At 59.1% G+C, this 24922-nt stretch carries 21 protein-coding genes and 1 tRNA gene; 11 read left to right on the forward strand and 11 right to left on the reverse strand.

Going from position 1 to position 24922, the window contains the following annotated elements; translation table 11 throughout:
- Positions 1 to 630 precede the first annotated feature (630 nt).
- Positions 631 to 903, forward strand: a complete 273-nt coding sequence (locus tag JQ609_RS24195; RefSeq protein ID WP_212275195.1) for a hypothetical protein — start codon at positions 631 to 633, stop codon at positions 901 to 903.
- A 236-nt stretch (positions 904 to 1139) separates the two neighbouring features.
- Here the strand turns inward: JQ609_RS24195 and JQ609_RS24200 are convergent, their stop codons facing one another.
- On the reverse strand, positions 1140 to 1430 hold the full coding sequence (locus JQ609_RS24200) for a hypothetical protein (protein WP_212275197.1): 291 nt from the start codon (positions 1428 to 1430) through the stop codon (positions 1140 to 1142).
- A 335-nt stretch (positions 1431 to 1765) separates the two neighbouring features.
- Here JQ609_RS24200 and JQ609_RS24205 point away from each other — a divergent pair, with 335 nt between their 5' ends.
- Complete coding sequence (locus JQ609_RS24205) at positions 1766 to 1939, forward strand: hypothetical protein (RefSeq protein WP_212275199.1); 174 nt, start codon at positions 1766 to 1768, stop codon at positions 1937 to 1939.
- 327 nt (positions 1940 to 2266) lie between these two features.
- Here JQ609_RS24205 and JQ609_RS24210 read toward each other — a convergent pair whose 3' ends face one another.
- The gene (locus JQ609_RS24210; protein WP_212275201.1) at positions 2267 to 3244 is read right to left on the reverse strand and encodes an ABC transporter substrate-binding protein; all 978 of its coding nucleotides are present in this window, start codon (positions 3242 to 3244) and stop codon (positions 2267 to 2269) included.
- 452 nt (positions 3245 to 3696) lie between these two features.
- Here JQ609_RS24210 and JQ609_RS24215 point away from each other — a divergent pair, with 452 nt between their 5' ends.
- Positions 3697 to 4167: a phasin family protein gene (locus tag JQ609_RS24215; protein ID WP_212275203.1), complete on the forward strand. Its 471-nt coding sequence runs from the start codon at positions 3697 to 3699 to the stop codon at positions 4165 to 4167.
- Positions 4168 to 4549: 382 nt separating this feature from the next.
- Here JQ609_RS24215 and JQ609_RS24220 read toward each other — a convergent pair whose 3' ends face one another.
- Positions 4550 to 4744 carry a hypothetical protein gene (locus tag JQ609_RS24220; protein WP_212275205.1) on the reverse strand — a complete coding sequence of 65 codons (195 nt, stop codon included), beginning with the start codon at positions 4742 to 4744 and terminating at the stop codon, positions 4550 to 4552.
- A 401-nt stretch (positions 4745 to 5145) separates the two neighbouring features.
- Between JQ609_RS24220 and JQ609_RS24225 the strand changes: the two genes are divergently transcribed.
- Entirely contained in the window at positions 5146 to 5766 is a 621-nt protein-coding gene (locus JQ609_RS24225) for a recombinase family protein (protein ID WP_212275207.1), read from the forward strand.
- Positions 5767 to 5886: 120 nt separating this feature from the next.
- Here JQ609_RS24225 and JQ609_RS24230 read toward each other — a convergent pair whose 3' ends face one another.
- Positions 5887 to 11223: a hypothetical protein gene (locus JQ609_RS24230; RefSeq protein ID WP_212275209.1), complete on the reverse strand. Its 5337-nt coding sequence runs from the start codon at positions 11221 to 11223 to the stop codon at positions 5887 to 5889.
- Positions 11224 to 11496: 273 nt separating this feature from the next.
- On the opposite strand from JQ609_RS24230, the gene ligD reads away from it, so the two are divergent.
- Entirely contained in the window at positions 11497 to 12423 is a 927-nt protein-coding gene (gene ligD, locus JQ609_RS24235; protein WP_212275211.1) for a non-homologous end-joining DNA ligase, read from the forward strand.
- Positions 12424 to 12700: 277 nt separating this feature from the next.
- On the opposite strand, the gene JQ609_RS24240 is transcribed toward ligD, so the two are convergent.
- From JQ609_RS24240 to JQ609_RS24265, 6 genes are all read right to left on the reverse strand, one after another.
- On the reverse strand, positions 12701 to 13771 hold the full coding sequence (locus JQ609_RS24240) for a hypothetical protein (protein ID WP_212275213.1): 1071 nt from the start codon (positions 13769 to 13771) through the stop codon (positions 12701 to 12703).
- Between the two features lie 50 nt (positions 13772 to 13821).
- On the reverse strand, positions 13822 to 14085 hold the full coding sequence (locus JQ609_RS24245) for a hypothetical protein (RefSeq protein WP_212275215.1): 264 nt from the start codon (positions 14083 to 14085) through the stop codon (positions 13822 to 13824).
- A 34-nt stretch (positions 14086 to 14119) separates the two neighbouring features.
- The gene (locus JQ609_RS24250) at positions 14120 to 14782 is read right to left on the reverse strand and encodes an SOS response-associated peptidase (protein ID WP_212275217.1); all 663 of its coding nucleotides are present in this window, start codon (positions 14780 to 14782) and stop codon (positions 14120 to 14122) included.
- Positions 14775 to 14993 carry a hypothetical protein gene (locus tag JQ609_RS24255; RefSeq protein WP_212275219.1) on the reverse strand — a complete coding sequence of 73 codons (219 nt, stop codon included), beginning with the start codon at positions 14991 to 14993 and terminating at the stop codon, positions 14775 to 14777. The genes JQ609_RS24250 and JQ609_RS24255 overlap by 8 nt, the downstream gene beginning before the upstream one ends.
- A complete protein-coding gene (locus JQ609_RS24260) occupies positions 14990 to 15481 on the reverse strand; it encodes a hypothetical protein (protein ID WP_212275221.1) in 492 nt (163 codons plus the stop codon). Before JQ609_RS24260 ends, JQ609_RS24255 begins: the two co-directional genes overlap by 4 nt.
- 311 nt (positions 15482 to 15792) lie before the next feature.
- Positions 15793 to 15867 (reverse strand) — tRNA-Asn (locus JQ609_RS24265).
- Between the two features lie 270 nt (positions 15868 to 16137).
- Here JQ609_RS24265 and JQ609_RS24270 point away from each other — a divergent pair.
- The 6 genes from JQ609_RS24270 to JQ609_RS24295 all read left to right on the forward strand — a co-directional run bounded on the left by JQ609_RS24270 (position 16138) and on the right by JQ609_RS24295 (position 23589).
- Positions 16138 to 16317 carry a hypothetical protein gene (locus tag JQ609_RS24270; protein WP_212215114.1) on the forward strand — a complete coding sequence of 60 codons (180 nt, stop codon included), beginning with the start codon at positions 16138 to 16140 and terminating at the stop codon, positions 16315 to 16317.
- 131 nt (positions 16318 to 16448) lie between these two features.
- Positions 16449 to 17033: a protein-L-isoaspartate O-methyltransferase gene (locus JQ609_RS24275; RefSeq protein ID WP_212215116.1), complete on the forward strand. Its 585-nt coding sequence runs from the start codon at positions 16449 to 16451 to the stop codon at positions 17031 to 17033.
- A gap of 280 nt (positions 17034 to 17313) precedes the next feature.
- Entirely contained in the window at positions 17314 to 18720 is a 1407-nt protein-coding gene (locus JQ609_RS24280; protein ID WP_212215118.1) for a TolC family outer membrane protein, read from the forward strand.
- A 409-nt stretch (positions 18721 to 19129) separates the two neighbouring features.
- On the forward strand, positions 19130 to 19891 hold the full coding sequence (locus JQ609_RS24285; RefSeq protein ID WP_212275224.1) for a PopZ family protein: 762 nt from the start codon (positions 19130 to 19132) through the stop codon (positions 19889 to 19891).
- A gap of 236 nt (positions 19892 to 20127) precedes the next feature.
- On the forward strand, positions 20128 to 22995 hold the full coding sequence (locus JQ609_RS24290) for a valine--tRNA ligase (RefSeq protein WP_212275226.1): 2868 nt from the start codon (positions 20128 to 20130) through the stop codon (positions 22993 to 22995).
- A gap of 207 nt (positions 22996 to 23202) precedes the next feature.
- Positions 23203 to 23589: a VOC family protein gene (locus JQ609_RS24295; protein ID WP_212215124.1), complete on the forward strand. Its 387-nt coding sequence runs from the start codon at positions 23203 to 23205 to the stop codon at positions 23587 to 23589.
- Positions 23590 to 24224: 635 nt separating this feature from the next.
- Here JQ609_RS24295 and JQ609_RS24300 read toward each other — a convergent pair.
- A complete protein-coding gene (locus tag JQ609_RS24300; protein ID WP_212275228.1) occupies positions 24225 to 24830 on the reverse strand; it encodes a DNA-3-methyladenine glycosylase in 606 nt (201 codons plus the stop codon).
- Positions 24831 to 24922 lie beyond the last annotated feature (92 nt).

A 24922-nucleotide genomic window follows, 5' to 3' on the forward strand; every position in this document is an offset into this window, starting at 1 on the left:
TGCTGCTCTGAAGTATATCGCATAGGAGGTGCTCGATCGAGATGAAACAGGTTCTTAGTGCTTTCAGAACCTACCTGAGGCGCCCCCGTGGAAACAGAGGCGGGCCGCCTCAAATACATCATGCAGGGAGCCCGCGCACCAGTCGAGCGCCAAAAAAGCCCCAGCCTTGCCTGATGCCGCAGCGGCCACCTCAGTCTGCTCCACCACGATGACGTCGATGCCCTGGCGAGCGAGGAAATAAGCGTGCAGGCGCCGATTACCCGCCGCCGCAGATGACGACACGTATGGTTTCTCCAGGCAAGAGCCTTCGAGTTGAACCAATGTATCAGTCAATTGTTACCGGGGGCGACTTCACAGGAGGGAAATCCATGCGTGCGCTTGTCCTCGCTACTCTTTTATTGGCCTCGTCGAGCTTTGCCTCTTTCGCCCAGGACGAAGGGAAGCCTCCGATTTCGCAACCGCAAAGCGCACCTGCTCAACCCGCCCCATCGAACCTGAATGCCCCGCGACCACCAGATCAACGAAGCGACCGGGGTCAATCCAGAGGCGATGACCGTGAGATGGGTCCTGACTGGCGGATGCGCCGGGGTGACGGGGACCGCACGGGTCGGGACGACCGGGAAGTTGGTCATGACATGCGGGGCGGGAACCGTGACGAATATCGCGATCGCGACAAGGATCGCGGTCGATATGGCGATCGGGATCGCCGGGGTGACGGGGACCGCATGGGCCGGGACGATCGAGATGTTGGTCAAGACATGCGGCGCGGGGACCGCGACGAATATCGCGATCGCGACAAGGATCACGGTCGATACGGCGATCGGGACAATCGGGACTGGGATCGTGCGGACCGAGACCGAAATTATCGAACCCAAGATGACGATCGGCCTCGGCGTCGAGTGAAGGTTTGCGTCGAATACGACAATGGCGACGAATACTGCCGCTATCGACAAGGCCGCTGATCTCAAAACGTCGGGGGCAGGAGATGCGGTTTTGCGCGAGGGCGGTTTCACCCCTGGGAGTTGCGTCGCCGACGCCAACTCATCCTGGGCTAAGGAGCCAGGTGAGAGATGTCCGGCCGGTTTCGTGATCCGTTCCCATAGCTGAGGGGGTACTGTCCGTATTTGACCCTCAGTGTCCTAAGTGGAATCCGAGGGTGTCCTAATTCGTCTTCCGGCCAGAAAAACACCGGCCCCAGCGGCGATCATTGAAACCCAAGGAATGATGGCACTCTTAGCCACATCAGGCCCGGTTATGGGCAGCCACTCCATTGCCAAAATAAGGTAGCCCGCCTCAAGAGCGGCGACTTGCCCAAAAATAACGGCGCTTATGAAGACGATAATTTTGGCCCACACGCTACTAACGCGGGTCGCAATGCCATACGCCATCCATCCAGCGACGACAGCCTTGGACACTTCCAGCCAGAGCATTTTTCCCCTCGTAAGGCCGCCTCAGTTGGCGGCCTCTTTCATTTGACGATGTGATCCCATGTCGCTTGTTGGCACCTTTGAGACATGCCGGCCTATCCTGAGAATGTCCGTTCACCGGGGTAGACCGGAAGTCGCCGTGGTCCGGTCAAACCAACGCGAATGACCCCAAGCCGACGTAAGCGGGAAGATTTCGCTGCCACGCACAGCTTACAGGCGAGCGCCCCAGTTAATCAGCGTTCTGTGACCGCAGTCACATCGCGACGAGAGGGATGACGCAAAATGTGGCCGTACCAGCGTTGGATGATCGCGCTGGGCTAAATCAAAGGAGAACTGTGATGACTGCAAATGCAATCAATGCAAAGAACGAAGCTCTGAAGCTGCACGAGTTGTCCTCCGAGGAGCTCGATGCGGTGTCTGGCGGCTCCAAGATGAAGCAACAGGAAAACCACGAGCAGATGCAGGCGCTGAAGACATTTAGGGCGGTACTCGACGCAGCGAAAGGTCTCTAAAATCAAAGGAGAAACCCCTCCACAAGGACGGGTGGTACCTGCGTCGAAGCGGCGGCGGCTCGGGAGGGCGCTGCCGCTCATGCCTCAAGACCGCCAAGACGCTCGGCCTCGACGTGCCCACGTACGGATCTGGGCGGGGGGCGCGAGGTAACTCGCGTCCCTACCGCGAATGGTGTTTGGTTGCTGCGATTGTTCACAGCGGCTAATGGCACCTTTGAGACATGCCGGCCTATCCTTCAGAATGTCCGTTCACCGGGGTAGACCGGAAGTCGCCGTGGTCCGGTCAAACCGACGCGAATGACCCGGAACGGACATAGTGGGTATCGCTCATTCGATCACTTCGTCGGCGCGCACGAGCAGTAAGGGGGGCACCGTGAGGCCGAGTGCCTTAGCCGATTTCAGATTGATCACCATTTCGAGCTTGGTGGCAAACTCGACCGGCAGATCGCCCGGTTTGACGCCCTTGAGAATTTTGTCAACGTAGGCCGCCGCACGATGAAAGTTGTCGGCCAAGTTGACCCCGTAGCTGATTAGGCCGCCCGCATCGACATGGTCGCGAAAGCCGTAGATGGCTGGCAGCCGCGCCGCCGCCGCAAGTGCGGCGACCCTATTTCGTTCGTTGAACAGCATACCATCGACAAGCACGAGGACAGCTTGAACGCCGACATTTGCCAATGCCTGAAACGCCGCGTCGAGATCATCGGGCGTCCGAACCTCGGCGGGAATCAACTTGATTCCTAACCTCTGACTCGCACTCTCTGCTTCTTGGCGATCGATAACGACCCCGCTGGCAACATTCACCAGCAATCCGATTCTGGCCACATTTGGGATCAATTCGAGCGCAAGCTCGAGTTGCTTATCCGCGAGACCCTCAATGCGGAATAGGAGACCGGTGACGTTGCCTCCCGGTCGTGACACGCTCGCAATCAAACCAAGGCGGATCGGGTCGGCAAGCAATGGGCAAACGATCGGGATCGTTTGCGTCAACTTTCTTGCCGCGACGGCGGCCGGAGTGACCGCGACCATGATCACGTCTGGCATAAGTCGGACCAACTCGTCTGCCAGCTCAGGAAATCGATCCATCCGGCCTTCGGCGAAACGCCATACAATATCGACATTCTGGCCTTCGACGTAGCCGACGTCTCGCAACCCCCGAACAAAAGCGTTGAGCACCGGATTGCCTTTTCGCGTGACCGCAACCAGAACAGCGATAAGGGGCCGCTTGGTCGAAACCTGAGCGCGGGCGACGAGCGGCCATGTCCCAGCCGTGCCGCCAACGAGCGCGATGAAATCCCGTCGCCTCATGTCAACTCTCCTCCCACGGCGAGCTGAGGCCCATTAATTTCAATTGGAATGATAGCACGCCGAGGGCCCGTCGTGACGGCCAAATTGTCGACGCGCCAACGGCGCACCGCCCGGCGCAATGTCGCTTGTTGGCACGAACCGGACTACCCGGACCGGTCTGATGATGTCCGTTGTTCGGAGTAAACTGGAAGCGTGCCACAGGTAGGTGCGGTGATAGCGGTAGCATGCGCGCTGGCTGCCTAACCGACTGGTCAACACTGCTCACACTGGCCGCAATGTTCTGCGGAACCTTTCGAGCATGCCGTGCGGCGAGCGCGGCGCCGATCACGTCCTTTGGCAAGCAGAACGCGGCACTTATTCTACCTTAGTGGGTGAAACTTTGGGAACGTTGCACTCCACAGCCTATTGTCTCTGCACCTTGGTCGAGACCTACTCATTCCCTGGAGTTTCAAATGACCAAACACAAGCGGGTCACTGCGTCAAAGCACGCCCGTCGTCCGAAAATAGCCGCGAAGGCCCAAAAGGCCGCTCAAGCCATTGTTAGAAGCCCGATGCGCTCGGCTGGAGCAGGCCCGACTGAATCGCCGCCAAAGCGTCATAACGAATCACCACAAGAGCCTCTCCTTGTTGAAAATCTGGCGACACCCTTAGAAGAAGATCACGGCAAACAGACAATGACGGATAAGACTTTGAGCAAAGGAACTTATTTTTCCGCTGCGACGGCAACCGTCTCCGCTTATCAAGCAAAGCTATTGGAAATGGCACAGGCCAACACGCAACTTGCTTTTGAATGCGCTCAAAGGCTTGCAACGATTAGGTCGCCGCTTGAATTTCCCATTGTGATCGCAGAATTTACGAGTAAGCGGGTCACCATGTTTCAGAAGCATTCGACGGAATTGGCTGAATTAAGTATCAAGCGGTGAAGAAACTGCGAAAGCACGAATTTGCTGCATCAAGGCGCTTTGCACACCTTTCGGGCCTCTTCGCCGCTGGTAACATCAACCTCATCTTGGTCGCCCACCGGCAACCAAATGCGCATGGGCCATCATCTCGAGGGAGCAATCGCCCCATGGTTGTTGCGTAGGCTCTCCATGGATGCACTGGGCAGACGCGCGAAAGTGCCTCTGGTCGCGGTGTCATTGTGTACTGGGATGAACCTCCGCTGCCATGTCGTAGAATATTGGGGCCGCAAGACATATATTGCCCTAAACCGCTGTCGAGTAGAGCACGACGGCTCGATGTCCGCGAGTGGGGAAGTGCTCCGCTACCCGGCGACTGATCGGCCCGGGCGGGCTCTGCCAGCCATTAGCTGCGCATGGCGGCGCGGAAGCCGACGAAGCTCAACCCGCCCGCCACGGTGACGGCAATCCAGCTTGCCCAGAACGGCACATCGAAGCCATTCAAGGTGACGGACCACCCCATCACAATCCGACTCAACTGCAGAAGCGCGATCAGGGCAAAGATGGCGGCGGCAAGCGTGCAAAAGGTTCTTATGGTCATTGCCCGTCTCCGATGGCACACGAGGACGTGCTCGTCCCCCGCAGCCAAAATGGGAGGGGCCGACGCGGCGGCCACCTTAAGCAGGGAAGTAGATTAACAGAGCCATTCTCGATGTGTCGCACAATCGCCGTTTCGCGACGCCGCGAGTCGGGATCACTTCCGCCTTTTGAGACGTCGTGATCGCGCAGGCCAATGTCCGCTTCCGAGGGCCGAACGGAAGTGCGAACGCGCCTTCATGGCGCCCGCGAAAAGCTGGCGTCTTTGCTATACCGAAAACCATTGAACGACTGATCCAAAAATGCGCGCGTTATCAGTGTCGATTATTGGCGCCGCCTCTATACGAAAAACAGTTGATTTTCGTATAGTGAAAGAGCAGGATGGTCTCAGAAGGGAAGCCCTCCATGAAAAAGCGCGTCGGTATCTATCTGCGAGTCAGCACCTCCAAGCAGGACACTGAGAATCAATTGCGCGAGCTGAGCGCAGTGGGCGTGAGGTCCGAGTGGGAAATCTGGAAGGTCTATGAGGACGCGGGCGTCAGCGGCGCCAAGGGCAGGGACAAGCGTCCAGGGCTCGACGCGCTGTTGAGGGCGGTCAATTCCAAGGAAATCGATATGGTCGCCACTTGGTCCGTAGACCGGCTTGGGCGGTCCCTAACGGACCTGCTGGGAATCCTTCAAGGGCTTCATGACAAGGGTGTCGGTCTCTATCTCCATCAGCAGGGGCTCGACACCTCGACCACCGCCGGCAAGGCGATGTTTCAGATGCTGGGTGTTTTTGCCGAGTTCGAGCGGGGAATTATTCGGGAGAGGGTCAACGCTGGTCTGGCGCGCGCGCGGGCGAACGGGACGAAGCTCGGCCGCCGCCGGGTCGATCCCGCCGTAGAAGCACGTATTCTCGAGCTTAAGGCAAGCGGTCAAGGCATCCTCAAGATTGGTCGAACGCTCGGTATCGGAACGAGCGTCGTGCAGCGGGTTTTTAAGGAAGAAAAAATCGGAGACGAAACGGGCCACCGCCGCGCCTGAGCGCGCCACTCAAGCGCCGGCTGCCCGGCTCGGGCTGTCAGCTGGTTGTGTGCCACTCAGACCGGCTGCCGCATCAACGACGATAGCGAGCTGGCAATGTCGATGATGGGCCATAATCGGTTAGGATGTGGGCAGGGCTTGGACGCCTCTAAATGCCTCGGTCTGCTCAAGCGCCACACTGCGCCGGTCACCGAGGTCGATCAACGCATCAAGGACCTTTAGTAGTCCCAACGCCTGATCGGCCCTAAGCGGAAAGTTCGCATCGGCAAGACATTGGACCGTCCCAGCTACGTCGGCCGGTAAGGTGGTTCCGGCCCAACCGCCCTTGGCGTTTGCGATAGAGCTGAGAACTGCGTTCGTCTGGACGATAAACTCATCGAGCGGATAGCAACTGCCTGCCCGCTCGCACAACGTCAGGAACTGTTGCATCACGAAGGGAGACCAACCTACCGCCATGACCAAGCGGGTAACGATCGGCATCACCAAGCTGACCTGCGACCAATCTCCGTTCGCGAAACGAGAGGCCCCCGGCGCTTCGCGTTCGATCGAAACAAAGAGTAAGGCTTTGATTAGCGTCGGCAGGTCACTGCCTCTCACTTGCCCACCACGGTAACTATTAGGATCGAAGGCCCGATTTGCGACTACGCGCTCGACACAATCGCCTAACAGCACAAAGGTTTGGTCAGGAATGATCTGCGCGTCAAAGACGTGCCGCGAAACGGTCATGGTAGTGAACGAGGCTAAGACGTCCAGTCCTTCTTCGTCTTCAGTCAAGAACGGTGCCAGAAGCTTGTCGCGGATAAATGTGGTTTCGAGGAATGGCACGGCGCGCGCCAGCAAATCACCAAGGACACCGTTCCATTCAATTAGGGAGGGTCCCCCGATGTCCGATCGACGCCTCCGATCATTCGGAAGCCACGAGGGCATTAGTCGTTCGGCAGTCCAGGCCGCTAACTCTTTGAGGAAAGTTGCCACCATCGGCTTATAAATATCTGTTTGGCACCATGCTTCGATGGGAAAAAGGGGAAACAGCTTGGCTGCGAATTGCGCGTCGAACGATGGATCAGCATCATCCCAATTAGCCTCTGCTCCCGACCTTCCAAAACGCCGGCCTCGTGTGGTCTTCACCCACGCAGGCGGAACGGCTGTCAGGGGCGTTTCCACCCGTTGATCCAACCGCTCTAAAGCTCGCATGAAGCTCTGCTTTCGGGCGTTCCGGTCCGCCGAGTCGTCACGATCACCTTCCTCATTCATCTCGAAACGATGGTAAAGTGAAAGGTCCATTGCAAGTTGGGCCGCGACCCAGCCAATGTGCTGGTCTCGATCCATAAGAAGTCCGCTAAATGCAAGAATAGCAATGTCATCTAATGGATGCTCAGTCAGATCGAACAACCTGCGCGCAGAGTCGGGACGCGGCGAGGGCGACCGGCGGTCGTGAACCAGCACGTAGATCAGGTGTGTGGTGGGGTGCCAAGGTATCTTCGAGCCTTGAAATACCCCTTTTGGTTCGGCCATGGCGCCAACGCGCGCCATGACGTTCCATGCCCAAGCACAGTCCTCGCTTGAGGGTGATCCAAAGCGAATGACCAACGCAGCGACGGCCGAAATGGTTGTTTGCGCTGAGTGTTCTCCGGCGTCCTTTCGCTCCACGAAAATAGTTGCGTTGTCCCGTTCACGCGCAAATGCGATGGCGCTCTCAAGGCCAATGCTCTCCAAGAGTGCGTTACTCTGGATTGACTTAGTCGCCCAGCCGATAACGCTATACTCTTGAAGAGAAGTTGTGCTCAGTGCCAGCTGTCTCTCTTGTTCCGGGGTCAAGGGTTTGGGCGGCTCGTAGGAAATAAGGATTTGGTCTGCGGCCACAGTTTGCTTGCGATAGTTTTCGATGTCGCCGAGCCCTGCCCAGCGCTCCGCTTTCTCCTTAAGCGAAGCGATTGCGTCTGCATCAGAACGTTCCTCCTCGATCTCGTAAGGCAACAGATCAGGAAAGCTTGCCAATGCTTCTTTGAAGCGGTTTCTCAAATCGTCGTCTGGGGCCAGCGCGAAACGCATTGCGAGTTCTCTGATGTCTCTCTTTCGGCTCTGCCGTGAGTCCAAAAACTCCTTGGCACCCGCCTTCTGGCCAGTAAGACGAGTCAAGTACCCGTAGCCGAGCAGGTCAAGGTCGCGGGTCGGCTCCTGAACAAGTCGAGCAGCGTCATGATCCCAAAGCCGTTGGCAACTCACGATCGGTAACGTCGTCGGAGATACATGATAAGTCTCAAGCGCAAGCGCCAGCGCTAACCCAAGCACGGCGTAGCATTCACTCCCTTCGACCACCGATCGGATGACATCATCAGTTGGTGTACCCCTTTCTATTTCCTTGAAAGCCCAATGGCCAAGAGCAAGAAAGGCACACTCCAATGGTTGCGGCGCCAGATGGCCCATGAACCAGCGATAGACATGCCAGTCGCCCCAAAATTCCTGCTTTCCCCACGGAAACTCCAAGACAATGGAGATAGGCGTGCCCATCTTCTTGCGGTTTAAGAGTTGGACCTGATGCCAGCCCTTAGTCGCATGGTTGGCAAGGTCGCGCACGAGACCAAGTGCGGCAACTGGCTTTGTCGTGAAGAGGCTTGCGAACGGTTCGTGCAGCGCCGAGGGCGGATGATAGTAGTTTTGGTGCTGCTCGACCCCGATGTCCTCGAGACCGATGCGATCCCGCCCGGTTGGAAAATATACCTCCTCTAACGCGCGTTTCTGATTTTGTGAGCGCTCCTCTTCTGGGATTGAGCGAAGGCGCTGGAGGTGCTCGAACCGCGCCTGACGTAGGCGGGCCTCGCGGTCAATTTTTTCTTGAGGTAATTCCTTGAGCAATTCAGCTTTCGCGACAGCTACGACAGCCTCGGAGGACACGTTTGCCAATGTCAGCGTAAATACCATTAAATCGCTGTATACTTTGCTACGCATCCGCTTATTGGCTGCGGCCCGTTCAAAGACCGAGATGGCGGGTTTTGGATAGGAGCGCGCTGAACGCAGGATGATGACACGAAGTGCAGTCGCCAGGCTCGACCTCGCTTCGTCGCTAAGTTCGTTCCACCGACCACGATCGAAACTGAGGTCATCGGAATACTCGACCTGTTCCAGGTCAGTTAGCCAGTTGCTGCATAAGTCGATGATCGCCGCCGAGCGAAGGTTCCTAAGGTCGGCGAGCGCGTTTTGCCAAACGCCGAAGATTTCGACCATGTTTGGTACGAGACGGGTCGGCAAGCTCGGCGCCAACCGGAGCAAGAAATCTAATAACCGGCCCCAGCTCTCGAAATCCGAGGGCCAACCAAGAATGTCCGCCATGCCGACCCGATCGACGCCCGCAGTACCGGCTGCAGGGTTCTGGAGAACAATGGGACTTGGGGTCGTGTGCTGGGCCTGGAACCAAACGAGTAGCTTCTGAAAGAGTGCGAAGTCGTTTTCAAACAGAAGGGCCTGAAATTCCAGTTGCCCTTGCTCGAATGCGGTTGTGAAAGGAGGGGCAGTTAGCCACTCGCGCCGCCATTGCTGTCGCATTGCCTCGCCCTCCAAATCACGGAAGCCCGCCGACCACTTGCCCGGCAAGCGAAGCGAACTTTGTGCGAGCAGCCCAACCACCCGGCCGAGCAGCGGCGGTTCGCCCGCCTCGATTAGCGCGCTCTTCCAATTTTCTCCGAGTTCGATCAATTGACGAAAAAAGACCCATTCAAAAAAAATGTCGTGGGTGAAGGAATAGGATACTCCGCCGTCTTGACCGCGAATGACGAGATCAGCTTTCAGGCCCGCAACGTGGGCGAAAGTCGTGTCCTTAAGATACTTAGCTGGAATATTCTTGCCGAGATTGCGCACGCCCTTTTCGGAAAGATCCAGCAGCGCCCGCTGCCGCTGCGGCACCATTTCCTCTGGGGCGTCGTGCCCGGCGCGATCCCACCAAGCCTTGATGAGATCGACTTCCGTCTGCGGAGCGGCCTGGTCGTCGGGAAAAGTACGCGCAAGTACGGCTGCAAAAAACGGGCGGCGTGCGATTTCACTTACGCTCTGAGGACCAAATAGTAACCTCTTCAGGTTCGGTCTGTCCTTCACAAGTTCATCGGCCTCGTCGTCTGAAAAGCCCCTTATGGAAACATCGCCGATACCTGCGCCGTGATAAAAGCTCGCAGGAAACCACGCCCTGTAGGGTTCCAATCCTTGGTCCCGTGAACTCGCCAGAACTTTCCAGTTTGAAAGTTCCAAACTCGCTTCGATGGCGCGCAGAATATCTACAATAATGCCCTTCTGATCTGGCTTTACGCGGTCAATTCCGTCGATGAATAAGATTGACGTGCCGGTGCTGCCAATTTCAGCTAAGAGGTCGGCGATTGTTCGGTGACTGAGGCCCAGTGCGGTCGCGAATGTGAGCCAACTGTTCCCCTCAAGACGATCTGATTTCAGAAAGAGGATAGGTCCTTTAGCAGCATCAACGGTGGCGATGCGCTTGAGCATTGCGGATTTTCCGCAACGGGGCAGGCCGCTGAGGTTCACGAGCCGAGATTGCCCAAGGCGCTCCTTTATCGATTGTTCTATGACGGGGCGCTCAACCCGAAAACCCATTATCTCATCAGAAACATCTGCCAGTCCAGCTACGGAAAATTCCTGGAGAAGATTAACATCGCGGTGGTAATTCGGAGCAACCCTCAGCCTCACTGTCCCGCGTAGTTGGGCTAACAGCGTGAGGCGGGTCCACTTTCTTGCGGTGCCGGCAGCGTCACGGGCAATTCGGCAGAGGCGATCGAAAAGAAGAATATCTTGTCCGTCTTCGTTTACTGCGATCATCTCTTGAAGCCGATTTACGACCTCCGTCCGTAAAATGCCGCCTTCCGTTAGTCCTTCGAGCTTAAGTGCAATAAATTGTGAGTAGAAGCTTCGTTCTTCGTCCGATGCCGCCCCAATCAATCCGGCGAGGTCAATCCGTAAGGAGCGCTCGGCTGCCGCAGCTGCACCCCCAGGCGCGAAGCGCCTCGTGAAGTCTTCAGCCGACGGGCTACTCTTAGCCCAATCGATTAGTCGGTTGAGCGAGCGGAGCCGCCCAACGGAGACGTTCTCGACGACAAATCCATAGGCATCGAGATCAGCCTGAAAGTCTGCCATTTTGCGGGTATTCACGGCTCTCGCCATTACATCTCGGAAGTCTTTGTTCGAGATGGCTGCGCTGATCTGGATTTTTCGCTTGGCCTGAAGACTCAGGCGCCGAAGAGAGCCGACATCTTCCAGCTCGATGATTATGTCGTCCATCGGATGGCCGTGTCCATCCTGTTGGACCGCCACACTCTTAACGATCCCACTTAGAGGTGCGGCGCGCTCTTCTCGCAAAAGCGCGGCAAGATAGTATGCAACGACGGTGTCTTCGTAGGTAAAACCCGCCCCGCCGGTTAATTCAGTTGACGTGGCCTGTTCGACTGTTTCGTCGGTCAAAGCAATTTCCTGGGTTTTGCGCGATCGACGGTTTCCGCTACCGCAAGGTTGAATACAGCCCGTTATACGACCGCAAGGTAGGAGAGGCGAGCCCTTAAGACTAACGGATGACACGCGCGGAACGGCGTCGACACGCCGCTATTGCAGGCCGCCATGCTACCGCCGGGGACACCGGCGAGGTGAGGGCGCGTCGCGCTTTCCAGAAAAATAATCCGAGGTTCATCGAAGTAGTAATATACTGTAGTTCCGCATGTTCGTTTTTTGAGTGACGTAATGGTTAGGCGTACCAAGTCCTTAGTGATCGACGGTGCGACGGCTCCGACGATGCCGCGCTTCATCAAGCCACAGCTCGCCACGCTGAAGGCGAAGGTGCCCAAGGGTGCGCAATGGCTTCATGAAATCAAGTACGATGGCTACCGGGTACAAGTTCACCTGAACAAGGGAAAGACAACGGCCTTTACTCGCAACGGTTTGGATTGGACCAAACGGTTCTCGGTCATTGCCGGCGCCCTCGATCTTCCCGGTCAGGCGATCATCGATGGTGAGGTGGTGGTCATCAAGGACGGCCGTACCAATTTCTCGGAACTCCAAGCCGAGCTCGCCGCCGGTCGTCAGGACAGGCTGGTCTTCTACGCTTTCGATCTACTCTGGAGAGATGGTGATCTTAGGAAGCTCACGCAGCTTGAGCGCAAGCAAGCCCTATTAGACCTTCTCGGTGAGAACGGGGTCGAACCGCCCGTGTTGTACTCTGAGCACTTGACCAGCGACGGGCAGGAGATGTTCGAGCACGCCGCCAAACTGGGCTGGGAAGGTATCGTTTCCAAAAAAGCGAACGCATCATACCGATCGGAGCGGACCGAAGCCTGGGTGAAAATCAAGACCGTTCAGAAGGGGAAATTCCCGGTCATCGGATTCGTGAAGGATCCGACCGGCGTTGCCGCTCTCTACTTGGGGAAGAGGGTGGGCAAAGACCTCGTCTACATGGGTAAGGTCGGGACGGGTTGGTCGCGGACGATCTCTGGCCAACTCAGAAAGCAGCTTGATACAGTGGTCAGCCCGAAATCGAGGCTGACCAGACCGATCAAGAAGCCCAAGGCCGTTTGGGTCGAACCGTCGTTCACTGCCGAAGTTGAATATCGGGACATCACCTCGGAAGGGCTACTGCGGCAGAGTTCGTTCAAGGGTCTTAAGCGGGCTTAGGTTCGTCGGCCTCCCAGGCCGGAGTCGAATAATCAAGAGCGACCATCCGGCCCTCAAGCCATCCCCAATCAGACGCTTTCGGCTCGAAGGGACAACCGTTCCGTCTGGTGCCTCTATTGGATCGTCAAATTCGCGCGACCAGGACACGCTCAGCAAACGCCTTTGTTAAAATTGATGACCTCGCCCCAATTCGGTCGCGGGGCGCAGTGAAACGTTAGCGCGCGCGCGCCACGCATCCTTCCCCTGCGTGCCAGCAGATGGTATCGCGCTCGCCGAGCTAACCTACAAAAGCAATGTCTCCACCTTTGCCTGACGAGGCTCGCTTCAGTGCGCCAAGCCCGTTTCCGGATACTGTGAAGCGCAGCATGGCCGGACCTGCAGGGTCATCTCGGGTCAACCAATAATATTTTAGATCGTCGCATGCTTTAACGTTGAATACCGTACTTAGTCCCGTAACGACATCATGAAACACGACATGGTGCACCTTCAGTTCGGTGGAAATCGAGGGCAAACTCCCATTGTTTATCCTGGTCACTAATCTTTGGACCACTTCCTCCCGAGAAAGTCCCGCGTTCATGCCAAACTTGTTAGCAAATGCGTTGAGGCCACCTTCTAAATTATTGCAAACAAAAAACGTGTCAAAGCGTGCGTATGTTAGGACCACATTGAGGACATCGTTTGATAGCTGATCGATTAGTTCACCTCGTAGGATCACATGAAGCGTGTCTGGCGCCCACTGAAGTCCATCCTTACCTATCAAGCAGCCGGCGACACAACCGCCAATTCCGTGTGACGCCATCAGATTAAGAAAAATGGCAACGCGTTGCGTCATGCACATTGTCAGAACAAGACGGTCTGTCACTTGTGCTTTGGATGGCATCTTAAGCCATGCAAGAAGCTGTTCTTTGTCTTCCGGAAGGATACTGCCAATGCAAGCTGATGTTATCGCCTCGCCCATTAGGTTCAGCGCATCGTATTTGACAAGGTGCGGCCCAGCTGAATCATAGTAACCGAAGAGGGCCTCCAAACTTTGTACGTTCGGATCGTGTGAGCTTATCCAAGCGGCGTCAAAGGCGTTGCGTGGAGGCAGATAACGAGAGCTCTCAACGAAATTGGCAAAAATTTCGTTGATTGGGGATGCGTTTCCAGAAAAGGTTGCTGCCGAGTCTTGGTGCCTGAAAATTTTTAGAGCGGATTCTTCGACGGTCCCTTCAGCGCTCTGGTACTGCTTTTCCCCAAATGAACTGTAGTCACCGCCAGAAATCCGTGACTTGCCTGGCGCGGTTACAGCTGAATCGGCGGTGAGATACACAGCCTCAGCATCTACCCAGCCAACACACAGCGTCATGTCCGCCTCCGGTTAATGGCCGCTGTTCAAAAGGACTGGCTCCAATACCTTCACGCGAACAACCCGGCACCGGCCGGGGTGAACTTCACATACGTTCGGGACTCGTGCCGCCATAGCCAGCCACGCGCAATCGCGAGTTCTAACCCGGCCGTGTATTCCGCCGGGCTGCCGCCTTCCTTGAACAGGAACGGGCCGTTGAGCTTCTCGATATGGATGCGACCGTCCTGGACGGCCTCGGTTGCGTTCGCGATCTCCAGCAGCTTGCGCGCGGCGGCTTCAGGGTCGGCGAAGGGGCGACTGGTGGCGTATTTCATTCTTCTCGCACTTTCTTTGGATCCTGCTTGTCGTTCATGCCGCAGCTTTGTCCTCTTTGTCAGCGCCCCGCATTACGATCTTGAGGGTGTTGTCTGGTAGTGGCCGCTGCAGCGCCTTGGCTTCATCCCAAGGCGCCCGCATCCACACATCGCACTCTTCGTCGCTTGTGAGGATCACCGGCATAGCTTTGGGATGGATCGGCTCAACGACGGCGTTCGGTGACGTCGTCAGGAAGCCATAGACCAAGTGAGGGCCGGGGATCGGCTTGGACTTCGTGCCGCGGTCGCCCTTGAAGTCAGTCCAGATGCCAGCAAAGGCTGCCAGCGGCCGGGCGTCACTGAGCGCGAACCAGACCACGTCCTTTTTCTTCGTTTCCGGGTTCGGCTCTGGCGCATATTCGGAGAAGCTGTTGAAAGGCACCAGACATCGGCTTTCCGGCTTCAGCCAGCCTCGCCAGTGCGGGGAGGACGTGTTCCTGATGTTGGTCACCGGCGGCCCACCGAATTTAGGCGGCGGCGGCATACCCCAGCGCATAGTCACAAGTTCGGTGCCGTGGTCGGTATTGCGCACGACTGGCGCGGGGTAATCGGGAAAGACGCCCGGCATCGGCGGCAAGTTGCCCACATAGCGATTGACGACGCGGAACAGCGCGGCAATGGCCGCCTGGTTCGTTGTGATCGAATAGAGGTTACACATCGCGCTCTTGTTTCAGTTTCTGCGGCAACACCATCACAAACGTGTCTTCGATTTCCGCCGCTCGATACTCGTCCACGGCGTAAACATACATAACTGTGCCATCAAATTCATCGAACTGGACGCCTCGGAAAAGACGGTCGAAGTTATCTGCCCCAACAATTAGTGCCATTCGAGCGGCTATCGCCTGATCTTGAACAAGTGAGATTTTCATCGCTTACGCCTCGCCTTTTGTGGCTCCGGATCCGGCCGCGCATAGGTCAGCCCCAAGATGTGTGCTCGCTGGCGCCGACTGTAGTGCCGTCCGGTGCTGCACGGCTCGCAGTACAATGCCGCCTCCAGCTTCCAGACCGGTGTCTCCGGCGGCTGCTTCAGGCGGCGTAGCGGGACGAGGGACACCCGATCACAGCGGTTGCACTTGGCCTCAAGGAGATCGAAGCCGCCGTTGATAGCCTTGCCGATCGTAGGCTCGGCCTGGGGATCGCCGGGCGAGGGCATCGCCGGGCCGCCGGCCCACATGATCGCATTCCAAGCTTCGCATTCCAGCCGGTCGGCTTCGCGGATTTTTGCCTCGGCTGCGCTCCGGATCAGCACCGATTCCCGATAGGCGCTTTCGTGGATCCCGTGGGCATACCGGATGCCCTTAGCCTGCGCCTTGCGGTCGCCGCCTGAGAGCGGAATGTGGATGATGCGCGGGGACATCAGCCGGGCTGGTCTCTGGTCGGACCCAGCGCGCACCATTCTCGAGCTAAGATCCCCGTTTCCTCGACCACGCGAGTAAAGTCGGCGACCGTCTTCTCATTGATAATGGACGGCTGCGGCTCCGCGGGCCCTCGAATGATCTTCGGGACATTGCGGTCGATCAGCAGTGTAAAGAGACGAGGTGCCATGCCGTACACTAAACGCGGCAAGGTCATTCCGGGAACGGATGTGACCCACTATTTCGACCTGTCGCCGAAAGTGGGTCAACCAGGACCGAAATATCGTGAAATTTCAATGCGGGATTTAGGTAATGGCTCCCCGGGCTGGATTCGAACCAGCGACCATTCGATTAACAGTCGAATGCTCTACCGCTGAGCTACCGAGGAATAGGCGAAACAAATGTTCGCGAGCCGGGAGCGTATAACAAAGCCTTTCGGGCTTGCAAAGGACCAAATGTCCATCCCCGGTGCGATCGTGTACGGGGCCTGAAATCCCCGGCGGTTCAAGGATTTGCCGCCAAATCCGGTGCGGCGCGGGACATAACCGGCAACGCGCCTGTGCAAAGGCGGCATCCGCGCGGAGCATGGCGCTAGCCGCCAATTCGACTCAATCCGATCCGAGTTTTGGAATTGCCGGGTTTCACGGGAGCCGAATCGATGCCAGCCAATGCCGCCGACCTGATGAGAGCCGTGCCGTCGATCGTGCCGAGCGACATTCCTGATCTCAGCGACGACGAATGCCTGTTCCGGCTGGCGCAAGCGCTTGTGGAACATGATTCCGAGCATCTGGACGAGGTGGCGCAGCTGATCGGCCGGCTTGCGGTCACGATCGAGTAGGGCGCCTTTCCTTCCGAATCCTGCACCTGGCAGGCCCGCCTGTCCGGCGTGTTGCGTTTTGCCGGAGCTTGTACCAAAGATGACCCTGGTTTCACCGGCGGCAACGCCGCTTGCTTTCAGGGTCTTCGCCAATGTCCGGTTTTTCGACCGCGCGCCAGAAAATGGTCGATGGTCAGGTGCGTCCCAGCGACGTCACCGATATCCGCATCATCGACGCCATGCTGGCGGTGCCGCGCGAGACCTTTGTCCCCGAAAACAAGCGCGCTCTGGCCTATCTGGACCTCGATCTCGAGGTCGGCGAGGGCGCTTCGGAAAAGCAGTTCCTGATCCAGCCGGCGGTGCTGGCGAAGATGCTGCAGGCCGCCGAAATCAAGGAAACCGACAATGTTCTGGTGGTCGGCTGCGCCAGCGGATACGCCGCCGCCGTGATCGGCAAGTTTGCCAGGCAGGTCCATAGCGCGACAGGCGCCGACGGGGATCCCGCCAGGGCGCCCTTCGACGTCATCGTCCTGAACGGCGCGACCGAGGTCGTGCCGCAAAAGCTCTATGGGCAACTCCGGGACGGCGGCCGGCTGGTCGGCGTTTTCGCGATGTCGCAGCCGCAGCGGGCTACCATCGTGACGCGTTCCCATGGCGATTTCGGGAACCGGGCGCTGTTCGACGCCGCCGTGCCGGTGCTGCCGGGCATGGAGCGGCTTCCAGCGTTCGTTTTTTAGGCTTTCAAGCGAAAGCCTGCCCCGGACTTGATTCGGGGTGGAACCCGGATCGCGCCCGGAAAACGCGTCAAAACAAAAAGCCGCCCGCTGAGGCGGTTAAAATCCCGTTCTGAATCAGAAGTGTGGCCCGTTTGCCCCACGTGAAGAGTTTCGACCGGTTTCGCTTGCTGGGTGGTTCCGTCGGGGCCCGGTGCGGAATAAGGTGAGCCGGGACTCACTTCGACTGAAGCGGCGTCCGGTTGTGTTTTGGCCGGCGAACTAGATGATTGGATCACCATTGATGCGTGGGGTGAAGGTTTTTGCCGGAGCTGCGGCTTCGGTCCTTCTGTTAACTTTGATGGGCCCGACGCCCGCCCTTGCCGATACGATCGAGGCCGCGCTGGTGCGCGCCTATCAGAACAACCCACAGTTAAACGCGCAGCGGGCCCAGGTGCGCTTCACCGACGAAGCCGTGCCACAGGCATTGTCGGGCTATCGCCCGAGGGTCGCCGTCACCGCCAGCGCCGGTTATCAATATACCGATACCCGCCTGACGTCCGGCGGCACCCCGGACGTGATCGTGCGGACCGGAGTTCATGGCACCAATGCGCCGCGCAGCGTCGGCGCCACCATCACGCAGAATGTGTTCAATGGTCAGCAGACCGCCAACAGGACCCGCGCTGCCGAAAGTCAGGTTTCCGGTGCGCGCGAAGCCTTGCGGGCGCTGGAGCAGACCGTGCTGCTGTCGGCGGCCACGATCTACATGGACTATCTGCGCGACTCCGCGATCGTCGAGGTTCAGAAGAGCAACGTTCGCGTGCTCGAACAGACGCTGAAGCAGACCAAGGACCGTTTCAATGTCGGCGAAGTGACCCGCACCGACGTCGCGCAATCGGAAGCACAGTTGGCCGCCGGCAGGACCCAGCAGCTCACCGCCGAGTCCAACCTGAACACGACGCGTTCGAACTTCCGCCGCATCATCGGCAATGAGCCGGTAGCGCTGGCCCCGGGTTCGCCGGTCGATCGCTTTTTGCCGGGCACGCTGCCCGGCGCCGTCGAACTTGGCCTGACGCAAAATCCGAACGTCACCGCGGCGATGTACGGCATCGACGTCAGTTACATGCAGGTCAAGGTCAACGAGGGCGCGTTGTTGCCGACCGTGAACCTGGTGGCATCGGTGCAGCAGGCCTACGAACAGCAGATGACGGTCTTCAGTACGTTCGGGGCGTCGGCCGTCGCGCAGCTCAATGTCCCGATTTACAATGGCGGCGCCGAATATTCGTTGATCCGCCAATCCAAGGAAACCCTGGCGCAGCAGCGCCTCACTCTCGAACAGCAGCGGGATCAGGCCCGCGCCAACGTCGTCACCGCCTGGGGACAGTTAGTGGCCGGCAAGGCGCAGGTGCAGTCGGCACAGGCGCAGGTGACGGCGTCCGAGATCGCGCTCAACGGCGTGCGCGAGGAAGCCAAAGCCGGACAGCGCACCACGCTCGACGTCTTGAACGCGCAGCAGGCGCTGGTCAACGCGCGTGTCGCGCTGGTCACCGCCCAGCACGACCGCGTCGTCGCGTCCTACTCGGTGCTCAACACGATCGGGCGCTTGTCTCCGATCGTGCTCAAGCTGCCGACCACGACCTATGATCCGAGCGTGCATTATCATCAGGTGCGCGACAGCTGGGCCGGTGTTCGCACGCCCGATGGCCGCTGATATCCCGCCACCCGCATGCGTGCGGGATGACAAGCGTCTCCTTGGGAATCACAAGCGTGATCCCTGTGGATCACGAGCGTGACCTCCGGATGACAAGCGTCATCGTGGGATGACAATGTCATTCGGCCGGAATGATTCACCACCCGACGGGGAGTACGCCGGGTGTGTTGTTGCAATCACTTGTTGCCGTGACATAACTTTCTTGGAGGCAGCAGGGCGATTCGCACAGCTTTTACGTCTACAGGCCGCGAGCCGGGTTGCTTTTGGGGAGCGGAACCCCGCGCGACGTATCGTGTGGGGTTGATCTGGGGACAAGTCTGGCTTGCGCGATGAAAATCCCGGCCTGCATATCCGGAACCGGCAAATCCCGAGTGGCTTGGTGTAAAATGGTTTCGATGTGGAGTCGGCGATGACGCAGCCTGCAAAGGTCCAAGAGCCCTCGATGGAGGAGATTCTGGCGTCGATCCGTCGTATCATCGCTGACGACGAAGCCAAACCTGCTGACGCAAAGCCGGCTGCAGCCGAGAAGCCCGCCAGCCCGCCGCCATCAGCGAAGCCCGAGCCTCCGGCCGCCAGGCCGACGGCGATGAAGGATATTCCGCCGTCGGCGATCGCTCCCAAACCTTCTGAAGCAAAGCCAGCCGCCGCTGCGCCCAAGCCCGCGCCTGCGCCGGAGCCCGCCGCCAGTAACAACCAGGACGACATCGACGCGATGCTGGCAAGCCTCGACGCGGCGACGCCAGAGGCCGACATTCGGCCGGCGCAGCCCGAGGCCGACGTGTTCGAGCTCACCGATGAGATGGCGGTGCCGGATCCGCAGCCCGCGGCATCTTCATTCCACAAGATCGAGCCGCAGGACGACATCGAGTTCACCGAGACCGCCGCCGCCAAGACGCTGCACCGGCAGCCGGCCTACGAGCCGCCGCCGTTTGAAAGCGCCGCGGCAGCTTCGCCGGCGCAGCAGATATTGTCGCGCTCGACCGTCTCCGCGGTCGAATCCGCCTTCAATTCGCTGGCCAACACCGTGCTCAGCAACAACGCCCGGACGCTGGAAGATCTGGTCAAGGAAATGCTGCGGCCGATGCTGAAATCCTGGCTCGACGACAATCTCCCGGGCTTGGTGGAGAAGCTCGTCAAAGCCGAAATCGAGCGGGTTTCGCGCGGGCGTTAACCAGCCTGCAGCCGTTTGGCCCTTATTCAGCCACCACCATTGGGCTTTATCGTGCTTTCGGCGTACAGGTCCGGTTGACTTGATGCCGTGCGGCGGCTTTCTAGGGGCGCGTAAGGTTCCTGATTGCTTCAGAGTCGGGCGCTAGTCTGTTGTTTTAAACGCGTTTTCCTGGCGCGAACCGATCCAAAATTCGCCCGAAAACGCTATCGCTTCCTCAAGACCCCAATTGCATTGTCATGATCGAGAAAAACTACCAGCCCGCCGATATCGAAAGCCGCATGTCGGCCATCTGGGAGGAGAGCGGCGCGTTCAAGGCCGGCCGCCCCGAGCGGCGCGACGCCGAGCCCTTCACCATTGTGATCCCGCCGCCGAACGTCACCGGCTCGCTGCACATGGGCCACGCGCTCAACAACACCTTGCAGGACATCCTCTGCCGCTTCGAGCGGATGCGTGGCCGCGACGTGCTGTGGCAACCGGGCACCGATCATGCCGGCATCGCCACCCAGATGGTGGTCGAGCGGCAATTGATGGAACGGCAGGAGCCGGGCCGCCGCGAATTGGGGCGCGCGAAATTCCTCGAGCGGGTCTGGCAGTGGAAGGCGGAAAGCGGCGGTGTCATCGTCAACCAGCTAAAGCGGCTCGGCGCCTCCTGCGACTGGTCGCGCGAACGCTTCACCATGGACGAGGGCCTGTCGCGCGCGGTCGTAAAAGTGTTCGTCGAACTGCACCGTGAAGGCCTGATCTACAAAGACAAGCGCCTGGTGAACTGGGACACGAAATTGCTGACCGCAATCTCGGATCTCGAAGTGCAGCAGGTCGAGGTCAAGGGCAGCCTGTGGTACCTGCGCTATCCGATCGAGGGCAAGACCTTCAGCCCGGACGATCCCACCACCTTCATCGTGGTCGCGACCACGCGGCCCGAGACGATGCTGGGCGACACGGCGGTTGCCGTGCATCCGGACAACGAACGGCTCGGGCACCTGATCGGCCAGCACGTCATCCTGCCGCTGGTCGGCCGCCGCATTCCGATCATCGGCGACGACTACGCCGATCCCGAGAAGGGATCGGGCGCGGTCAAGATCACGCCGGCGCACGATTTCAATGACTTCGAGGTCGGCAAGCGGCACGGCCTGGCACGGGTCAGCGTGCTCGATCAGGAGGGATGCCTCGCGCTTGTCGATAACGAAGATTATCTGCGAGACCTGCCGGAAGGCGCGTCGCAGTTCGCCGAGGAATTCCACAACGTCGAGCGCTTCGCCGCCCGCAAGCGGATCGTCACGCGCCTGGAGGAATTTGGTTTCCTCGAGAAGATCGAGCCCAACACCCACATGGTGCCGCATGGCGATCGTTCCGGCACCGTGCTCGAGCCGTATCTGACCGACCAATGGTATGTCGACGCCAAGACGATGGCGCAGCCCGCGATGGCGGCGGTGCACAGCGGCGCGACGACGTTCGTGCCGAAGAACTGGGAAAAGACCTATTTCGAATGGATGGAGAACATCCAGCCCTGGTGCATTTCCCGCCAGCTCTGGTGGGGCCACCAGATCCCGGCCTGGTACGGGCCTGACGGCAAGGTGTTCGTCGCCGAGACCGAAGAGGAAGCCGTCGGCAACGCGCTCGGCTATTACGTCGAGCAGGAAGTCATCACGCCGGAGCAGGGGCAGGCGATGGCGGAGGATCCCGCCCAGCGTGAAGGCTTCATCACGCGCGATGAAGACGTGCTCGACACCTGGTTCTCCTCAGGTCTGTGGCCGTTCTCGACGCTCGGCTGGCCCGACGAGACGCCGGAGCTCGCGCGTTACTATCCGACCAACGTGCTGGTGACCGGCTGGGACATCATCTTCTTCTGGGTCGCCCGGATGATGATGATGGGCCTCCACTTCAAGAAGGAAGCCCCGTTCTCGACCGTCTACATCCACCGCCTGGTTCGCGATGAGAAGGGCGCGAAGATGTCGAAGTCGAAAGGCAACGTCATCGATCCCCTCGGCGTCATCGACGACTTTGGCGCCGACGCATTGCGCTTTGCGCTGGCGCGCGGCGCCGCGCATAACCATGATATCAAGCTGTCGCCGCAACTCGTTGAAACCAATCGCAATTTCGCGACCAAGCTGTGGAATTCCTGCCGCTTTGCCGAGATGAATGGCTGCGTCATGCCGGCGGGTTTCGATCACACGAGCGCCAACGAAACCCTCAACCGCTGGATCGCGCATGAAACCTCGCGCGCTACCCGTGAAGTCACCGAGGCGATCGAGGCCTATCGCTTCAACGACGCGGCGAATGCGATCTATCGCTTCGTCTGGAACGTCTATTGCGACTGGTACATCGAACTCGCAAAGCCGATGTTGCTGGGCGAGGAGGGCGCGGCGAAGACCGAGACCCGCGCGATGGTCGCTTGGGCGCGCGACGAAATCCTGAAGCTGCTGCATCCGTTCATGCCCTTCATCACCGAGGAATTGTGGGCGGTGACGGCCAAGCGCGACGGCCTGCTGGTGCTGGGGGAATGGCCGCGCAAGGCAGGGGCGGCGACGGCGGACCAACTCGCATCGATGGCCTTGGCGGGCCCGAACGATGCGCTGATCCCGCCGATCATGGCCGCCCTCGACGCCGGTGATTTCAGCGATCCTGCAGCGGAAGCCGAAATCGGCTGGGTGGTCGACCTCGTCACCGCGATCCGCTCGGTGCGCGCGGAAATGAATATCGCGCCTGCGACGCTAACGCCGCTGGTGCTGGCCGGTGCTTCCGACGAGACCAAGGATCGTGCGCAACGCTGGAGCGATACCGTCAAGCGCATGGCGCGGCTTGGCGAGATATCCTTTGCCGATCGTCCGCCGGAAGGCGCCGTGCAGCTATTGGTGCGCGGCGAAGTCGTGGCGCTGCCGCTCAAGGGCGTGATCGATCTGGCGGCCGAGAAAGCCAGGCTCGACAAGGAAATCGCCAAGGCCGACGCCGACATCAAACGCGTCGACGCCAAGCTCGGCAACGAAAAATTCGTGGCCAATGCGCCCGAAGAGATCGTCGAGGAAGAGAAAGAAAAGCGCGAGGCGGCCGTGGCGCGCAAAGAAAAGATTCTCGAAGCGCTGGAGCGGCTGAAGAACGCGTCGTAGAGAACGCTGTTCGATCCGTCATCCCCGCGCAACGGCTTCGCCGTTGTCGCTGGAGGTGCGAGCCTCTTCGGCGAGCCTCGAAGGACGACGGCCCGTCTGTGGCCGATTCATCCTTCGAGGCTCGCCGAAGACGGCGAGCGCCTCCCGAGCGAACGCAAGTGCGTTCGTCCGGGGATGACGGATCACATCAGTTCGGAGCCAACTAGCATGCTGGACCACGTCTCCATCACCGTCTCCGACATCGCCGCCGCCGAGCGGTTCTACGACGCCATCATGAAAGCGCTCGGGGTAGTCAAGGTCGGCCGTCGCGACGACTGGCTTGGCTATGGCGAACGGGCGCGCCCGGCGTATCCGGACCGGGTCTATCTCACCATCCGCAAGGGTCCGAAGCCCGAGGACGCCTTTGGCCGCCACTGGTGCTTCAAGGCGCGATGGCAAACCCAGGTCGATGCCTTCTGGGACGCCGGCATTGCCGCCGGCGGCACCGACGACGGGGCGCCGGGTCTGCGCGACTATCACGCATCGTACTACGCCGCGTTCCTGCGTGATCCCGACGGCAACCGCATCGAGGCCGTGTGCCATCACGCGGTGTGAAAAGCGAGATACCGCCGCGACAAATTGACACGACGGGCAAATCAATTCTGATTGTCAGAAACTGTGTCAAGCCCCGAAATAAAAAATATTTCGCTTTCGCCGTCGGGCAAATCATCTCTACGAGTTTGCGTTATCCCGTCCCACTCAGAGGGACGTCGGCCGTCGTCACGACGAGGGGCGGGTTGCGATGGACGTAACAGTTGCGATTGACGGTCGCGGCTGAAGCGTACGGCGAAAGCGAGTGGTCCTGGCGCCCGTAACGGCGTTAAGCCTTAAGGGAGCTAACGCTTCCGAGGGGCGACGGTGGCAGTAGAGGCCGTCTCACCGGGGAGAGCGCGTGATAAGCCGTAAAGCCATTGCGCAGGGAAGGCTGGGTGTTCTCCGCTGCCCTGTATGCTCGTGTGCAGCCTACTTAGCACAATTCGCACACGAGACCGCGGGTGCAGCGCGCACCCGGTCTTCCCTGCGCCCTCTATTCTCGAGGGCAAGGAAGTCACTTGCAAACCTCGGGCGCAATGCGTCGCGAGAATGCGAAACTGTTTCCACGTCATTGCGAGCGCAGCGAAGCAATCCATCGTGCGGCAAAGAAAGAATGGATTGCTTCGTCACAAGTGCTCCTCGCAATGACGAAACGATCAAAACGCCTTGCTCAAAAACCGCGAGCCCTTCAATCCATACCGCCACGGAAAATCCACTGCCTTGGTGATGCCGATGCGAATGCCGGTGAGGATCTCTACGTCGCCAAGGCGCGCATGCAGCGCGATCGGCGGCGCATCGAGCGGGAGTTCGCTGTGCTTGATCGTGATCCCCAGCGCCTCGCACAGTTTGCCGGGACCCGAGCACAGCGTGCGCTCGTCATGCAGGCCGCGGCGGCGGCGCATCGCCGGAATGCCGTGGGTCGGTTGCAGCGCGCGGATCAGCACCGCGCTGGCCGAGCCTTCTTTTTCGCAGACGAAATTGACGCACCAATGAATGCCGTAGGAGCGATAGACGTAGGAAAAACCGGGCGGGCCGAACATCACGAGGTTCCGCGGCGTCGGACCCCGGTACGAATGCGCGGCCGGATCGGTGTGATGATAGGCCTCGACCTCGACAATGATGCCGCCGACGCCGTCGATGAGCAGCGTGGCGCCGATCAGGTCGGGCGCCACCTCATGCACGCTGCGGGCAAAAAACGCGCGTTTCAGCGCCTTGCCGAGGCGAGGGACCTTTGCTTCGGCCGGATTGGAGATTTGAACCATTTTGAGGTGAGAATCAGCGGGAACAGGAGGGAAAGGTCGCAATATCTTGCATGTTTCTGCTAGGTTCGGCGAGCCGGTTGCGGGCCTTCCGC

Source organism: Bradyrhizobium sp. AUGA SZCCT0169 (assembly GCF_018130085.1).
Classification (GTDB): Bacteria; Pseudomonadota; Alphaproteobacteria; order Rhizobiales; family Xanthobacteraceae; genus Bradyrhizobium.

Coding starts and splice junctions, on each gene's coding strand:
- JQ609_RS24215 (WP_212275203.1), top strand. CDS start 3,697: ATGACCAAACACAAGCGGGTCACTGCGTCAAAGCACGCCCGTCGTCCG.
- JQ609_RS24245 (WP_212275215.1), bottom strand. CDS start 14,085: ATGAAATACGCCACCAGTCGCCCCTTCGCCGACCCTGAAGCCGCCGCG.
- JQ609_RS24220 (WP_212275205.1), bottom strand. CDS start 4,744: ATGACCATAAGAACCTTTTGCACGCTTGCCGCCGCCATCTTTGCCCTG.
- JQ609_RS24270 (WP_212215114.1), top strand. CDS start 16,138: ATGCCAGCCAATGCCGCCGACCTGATGAGAGCCGTGCCGTCGATCGTG.
- JQ609_RS24250 (WP_212275217.1), bottom strand. CDS start 14,782: ATGTGTAACCTCTATTCGATCACAACGAACCAGGCGGCCATTGCCGCG.
- JQ609_RS24260 (WP_212275221.1), bottom strand. CDS start 15,481: ATGTCCCCGCGCATCATCCACATTCCGCTCTCAGGCGGCGACCGCAAG.
- JQ609_RS24280 (WP_212215118.1), top strand. CDS start 17,314: ATGCGTGGGGTGAAGGTTTTTGCCGGAGCTGCGGCTTCGGTCCTTCTG.
- JQ609_RS24210 (WP_212275201.1), bottom strand. CDS start 3,244: ATGAGGCGACGGGATTTCATCGCGCTCGTTGGCGGCACGGCTGGGACA.
- JQ609_RS24290 (WP_212275226.1), top strand. CDS start 20,128: ATGATCGAGAAAAACTACCAGCCCGCCGATATCGAAAGCCGCATGTCG.
- JQ609_RS24285 (WP_212275224.1), top strand. CDS start 19,130: ATGACGCAGCCTGCAAAGGTCCAAGAGCCCTCGATGGAGGAGATTCTG.
- ligD (WP_212275211.1), top strand. CDS start 11,497: ATGGTTAGGCGTACCAAGTCCTTAGTGATCGACGGTGCGACGGCTCCG.
- JQ609_RS24255 (WP_212275219.1), bottom strand. CDS start 14,993: ATGAAAATCTCACTTGTTCAAGATCAGGCGATAGCCGCTCGAATGGCA.
- JQ609_RS24200 (WP_212275197.1), bottom strand. CDS start 1,430: ATGCTCTGGCTGGAAGTGTCCAAGGCTGTCGTCGCTGGATGGATGGCG.
- JQ609_RS24275 (WP_212215116.1), top strand. CDS start 16,449: ATGTCCGGTTTTTCGACCGCGCGCCAGAAAATGGTCGATGGTCAGGTG.
- JQ609_RS24300 (WP_212275228.1), bottom strand. CDS start 24,830: ATGGTTCAAATCTCCAATCCGGCCGAAGCAAAGGTCCCTCGCCTCGGC.
- JQ609_RS24195 (WP_212275195.1), top strand. CDS start 631: ATGACATGCGGGGCGGGAACCGTGACGAATATCGCGATCGCGACAAGG.
- JQ609_RS24205 (WP_212275199.1), top strand. CDS start 1,766: ATGACTGCAAATGCAATCAATGCAAAGAACGAAGCTCTGAAGCTGCAC.
- JQ609_RS24225 (WP_212275207.1), top strand. CDS start 5,146: ATGAAAAAGCGCGTCGGTATCTATCTGCGAGTCAGCACCTCCAAGCAG.
- JQ609_RS24240 (WP_212275213.1), bottom strand. CDS start 13,771: ATGACGCTGTGTGTTGGCTGGGTAGATGCTGAGGCTGTGTATCTCACC.
- JQ609_RS24295 (WP_212215124.1), top strand. CDS start 23,203: ATGCTGGACCACGTCTCCATCACCGTCTCCGACATCGCCGCCGCCGAG.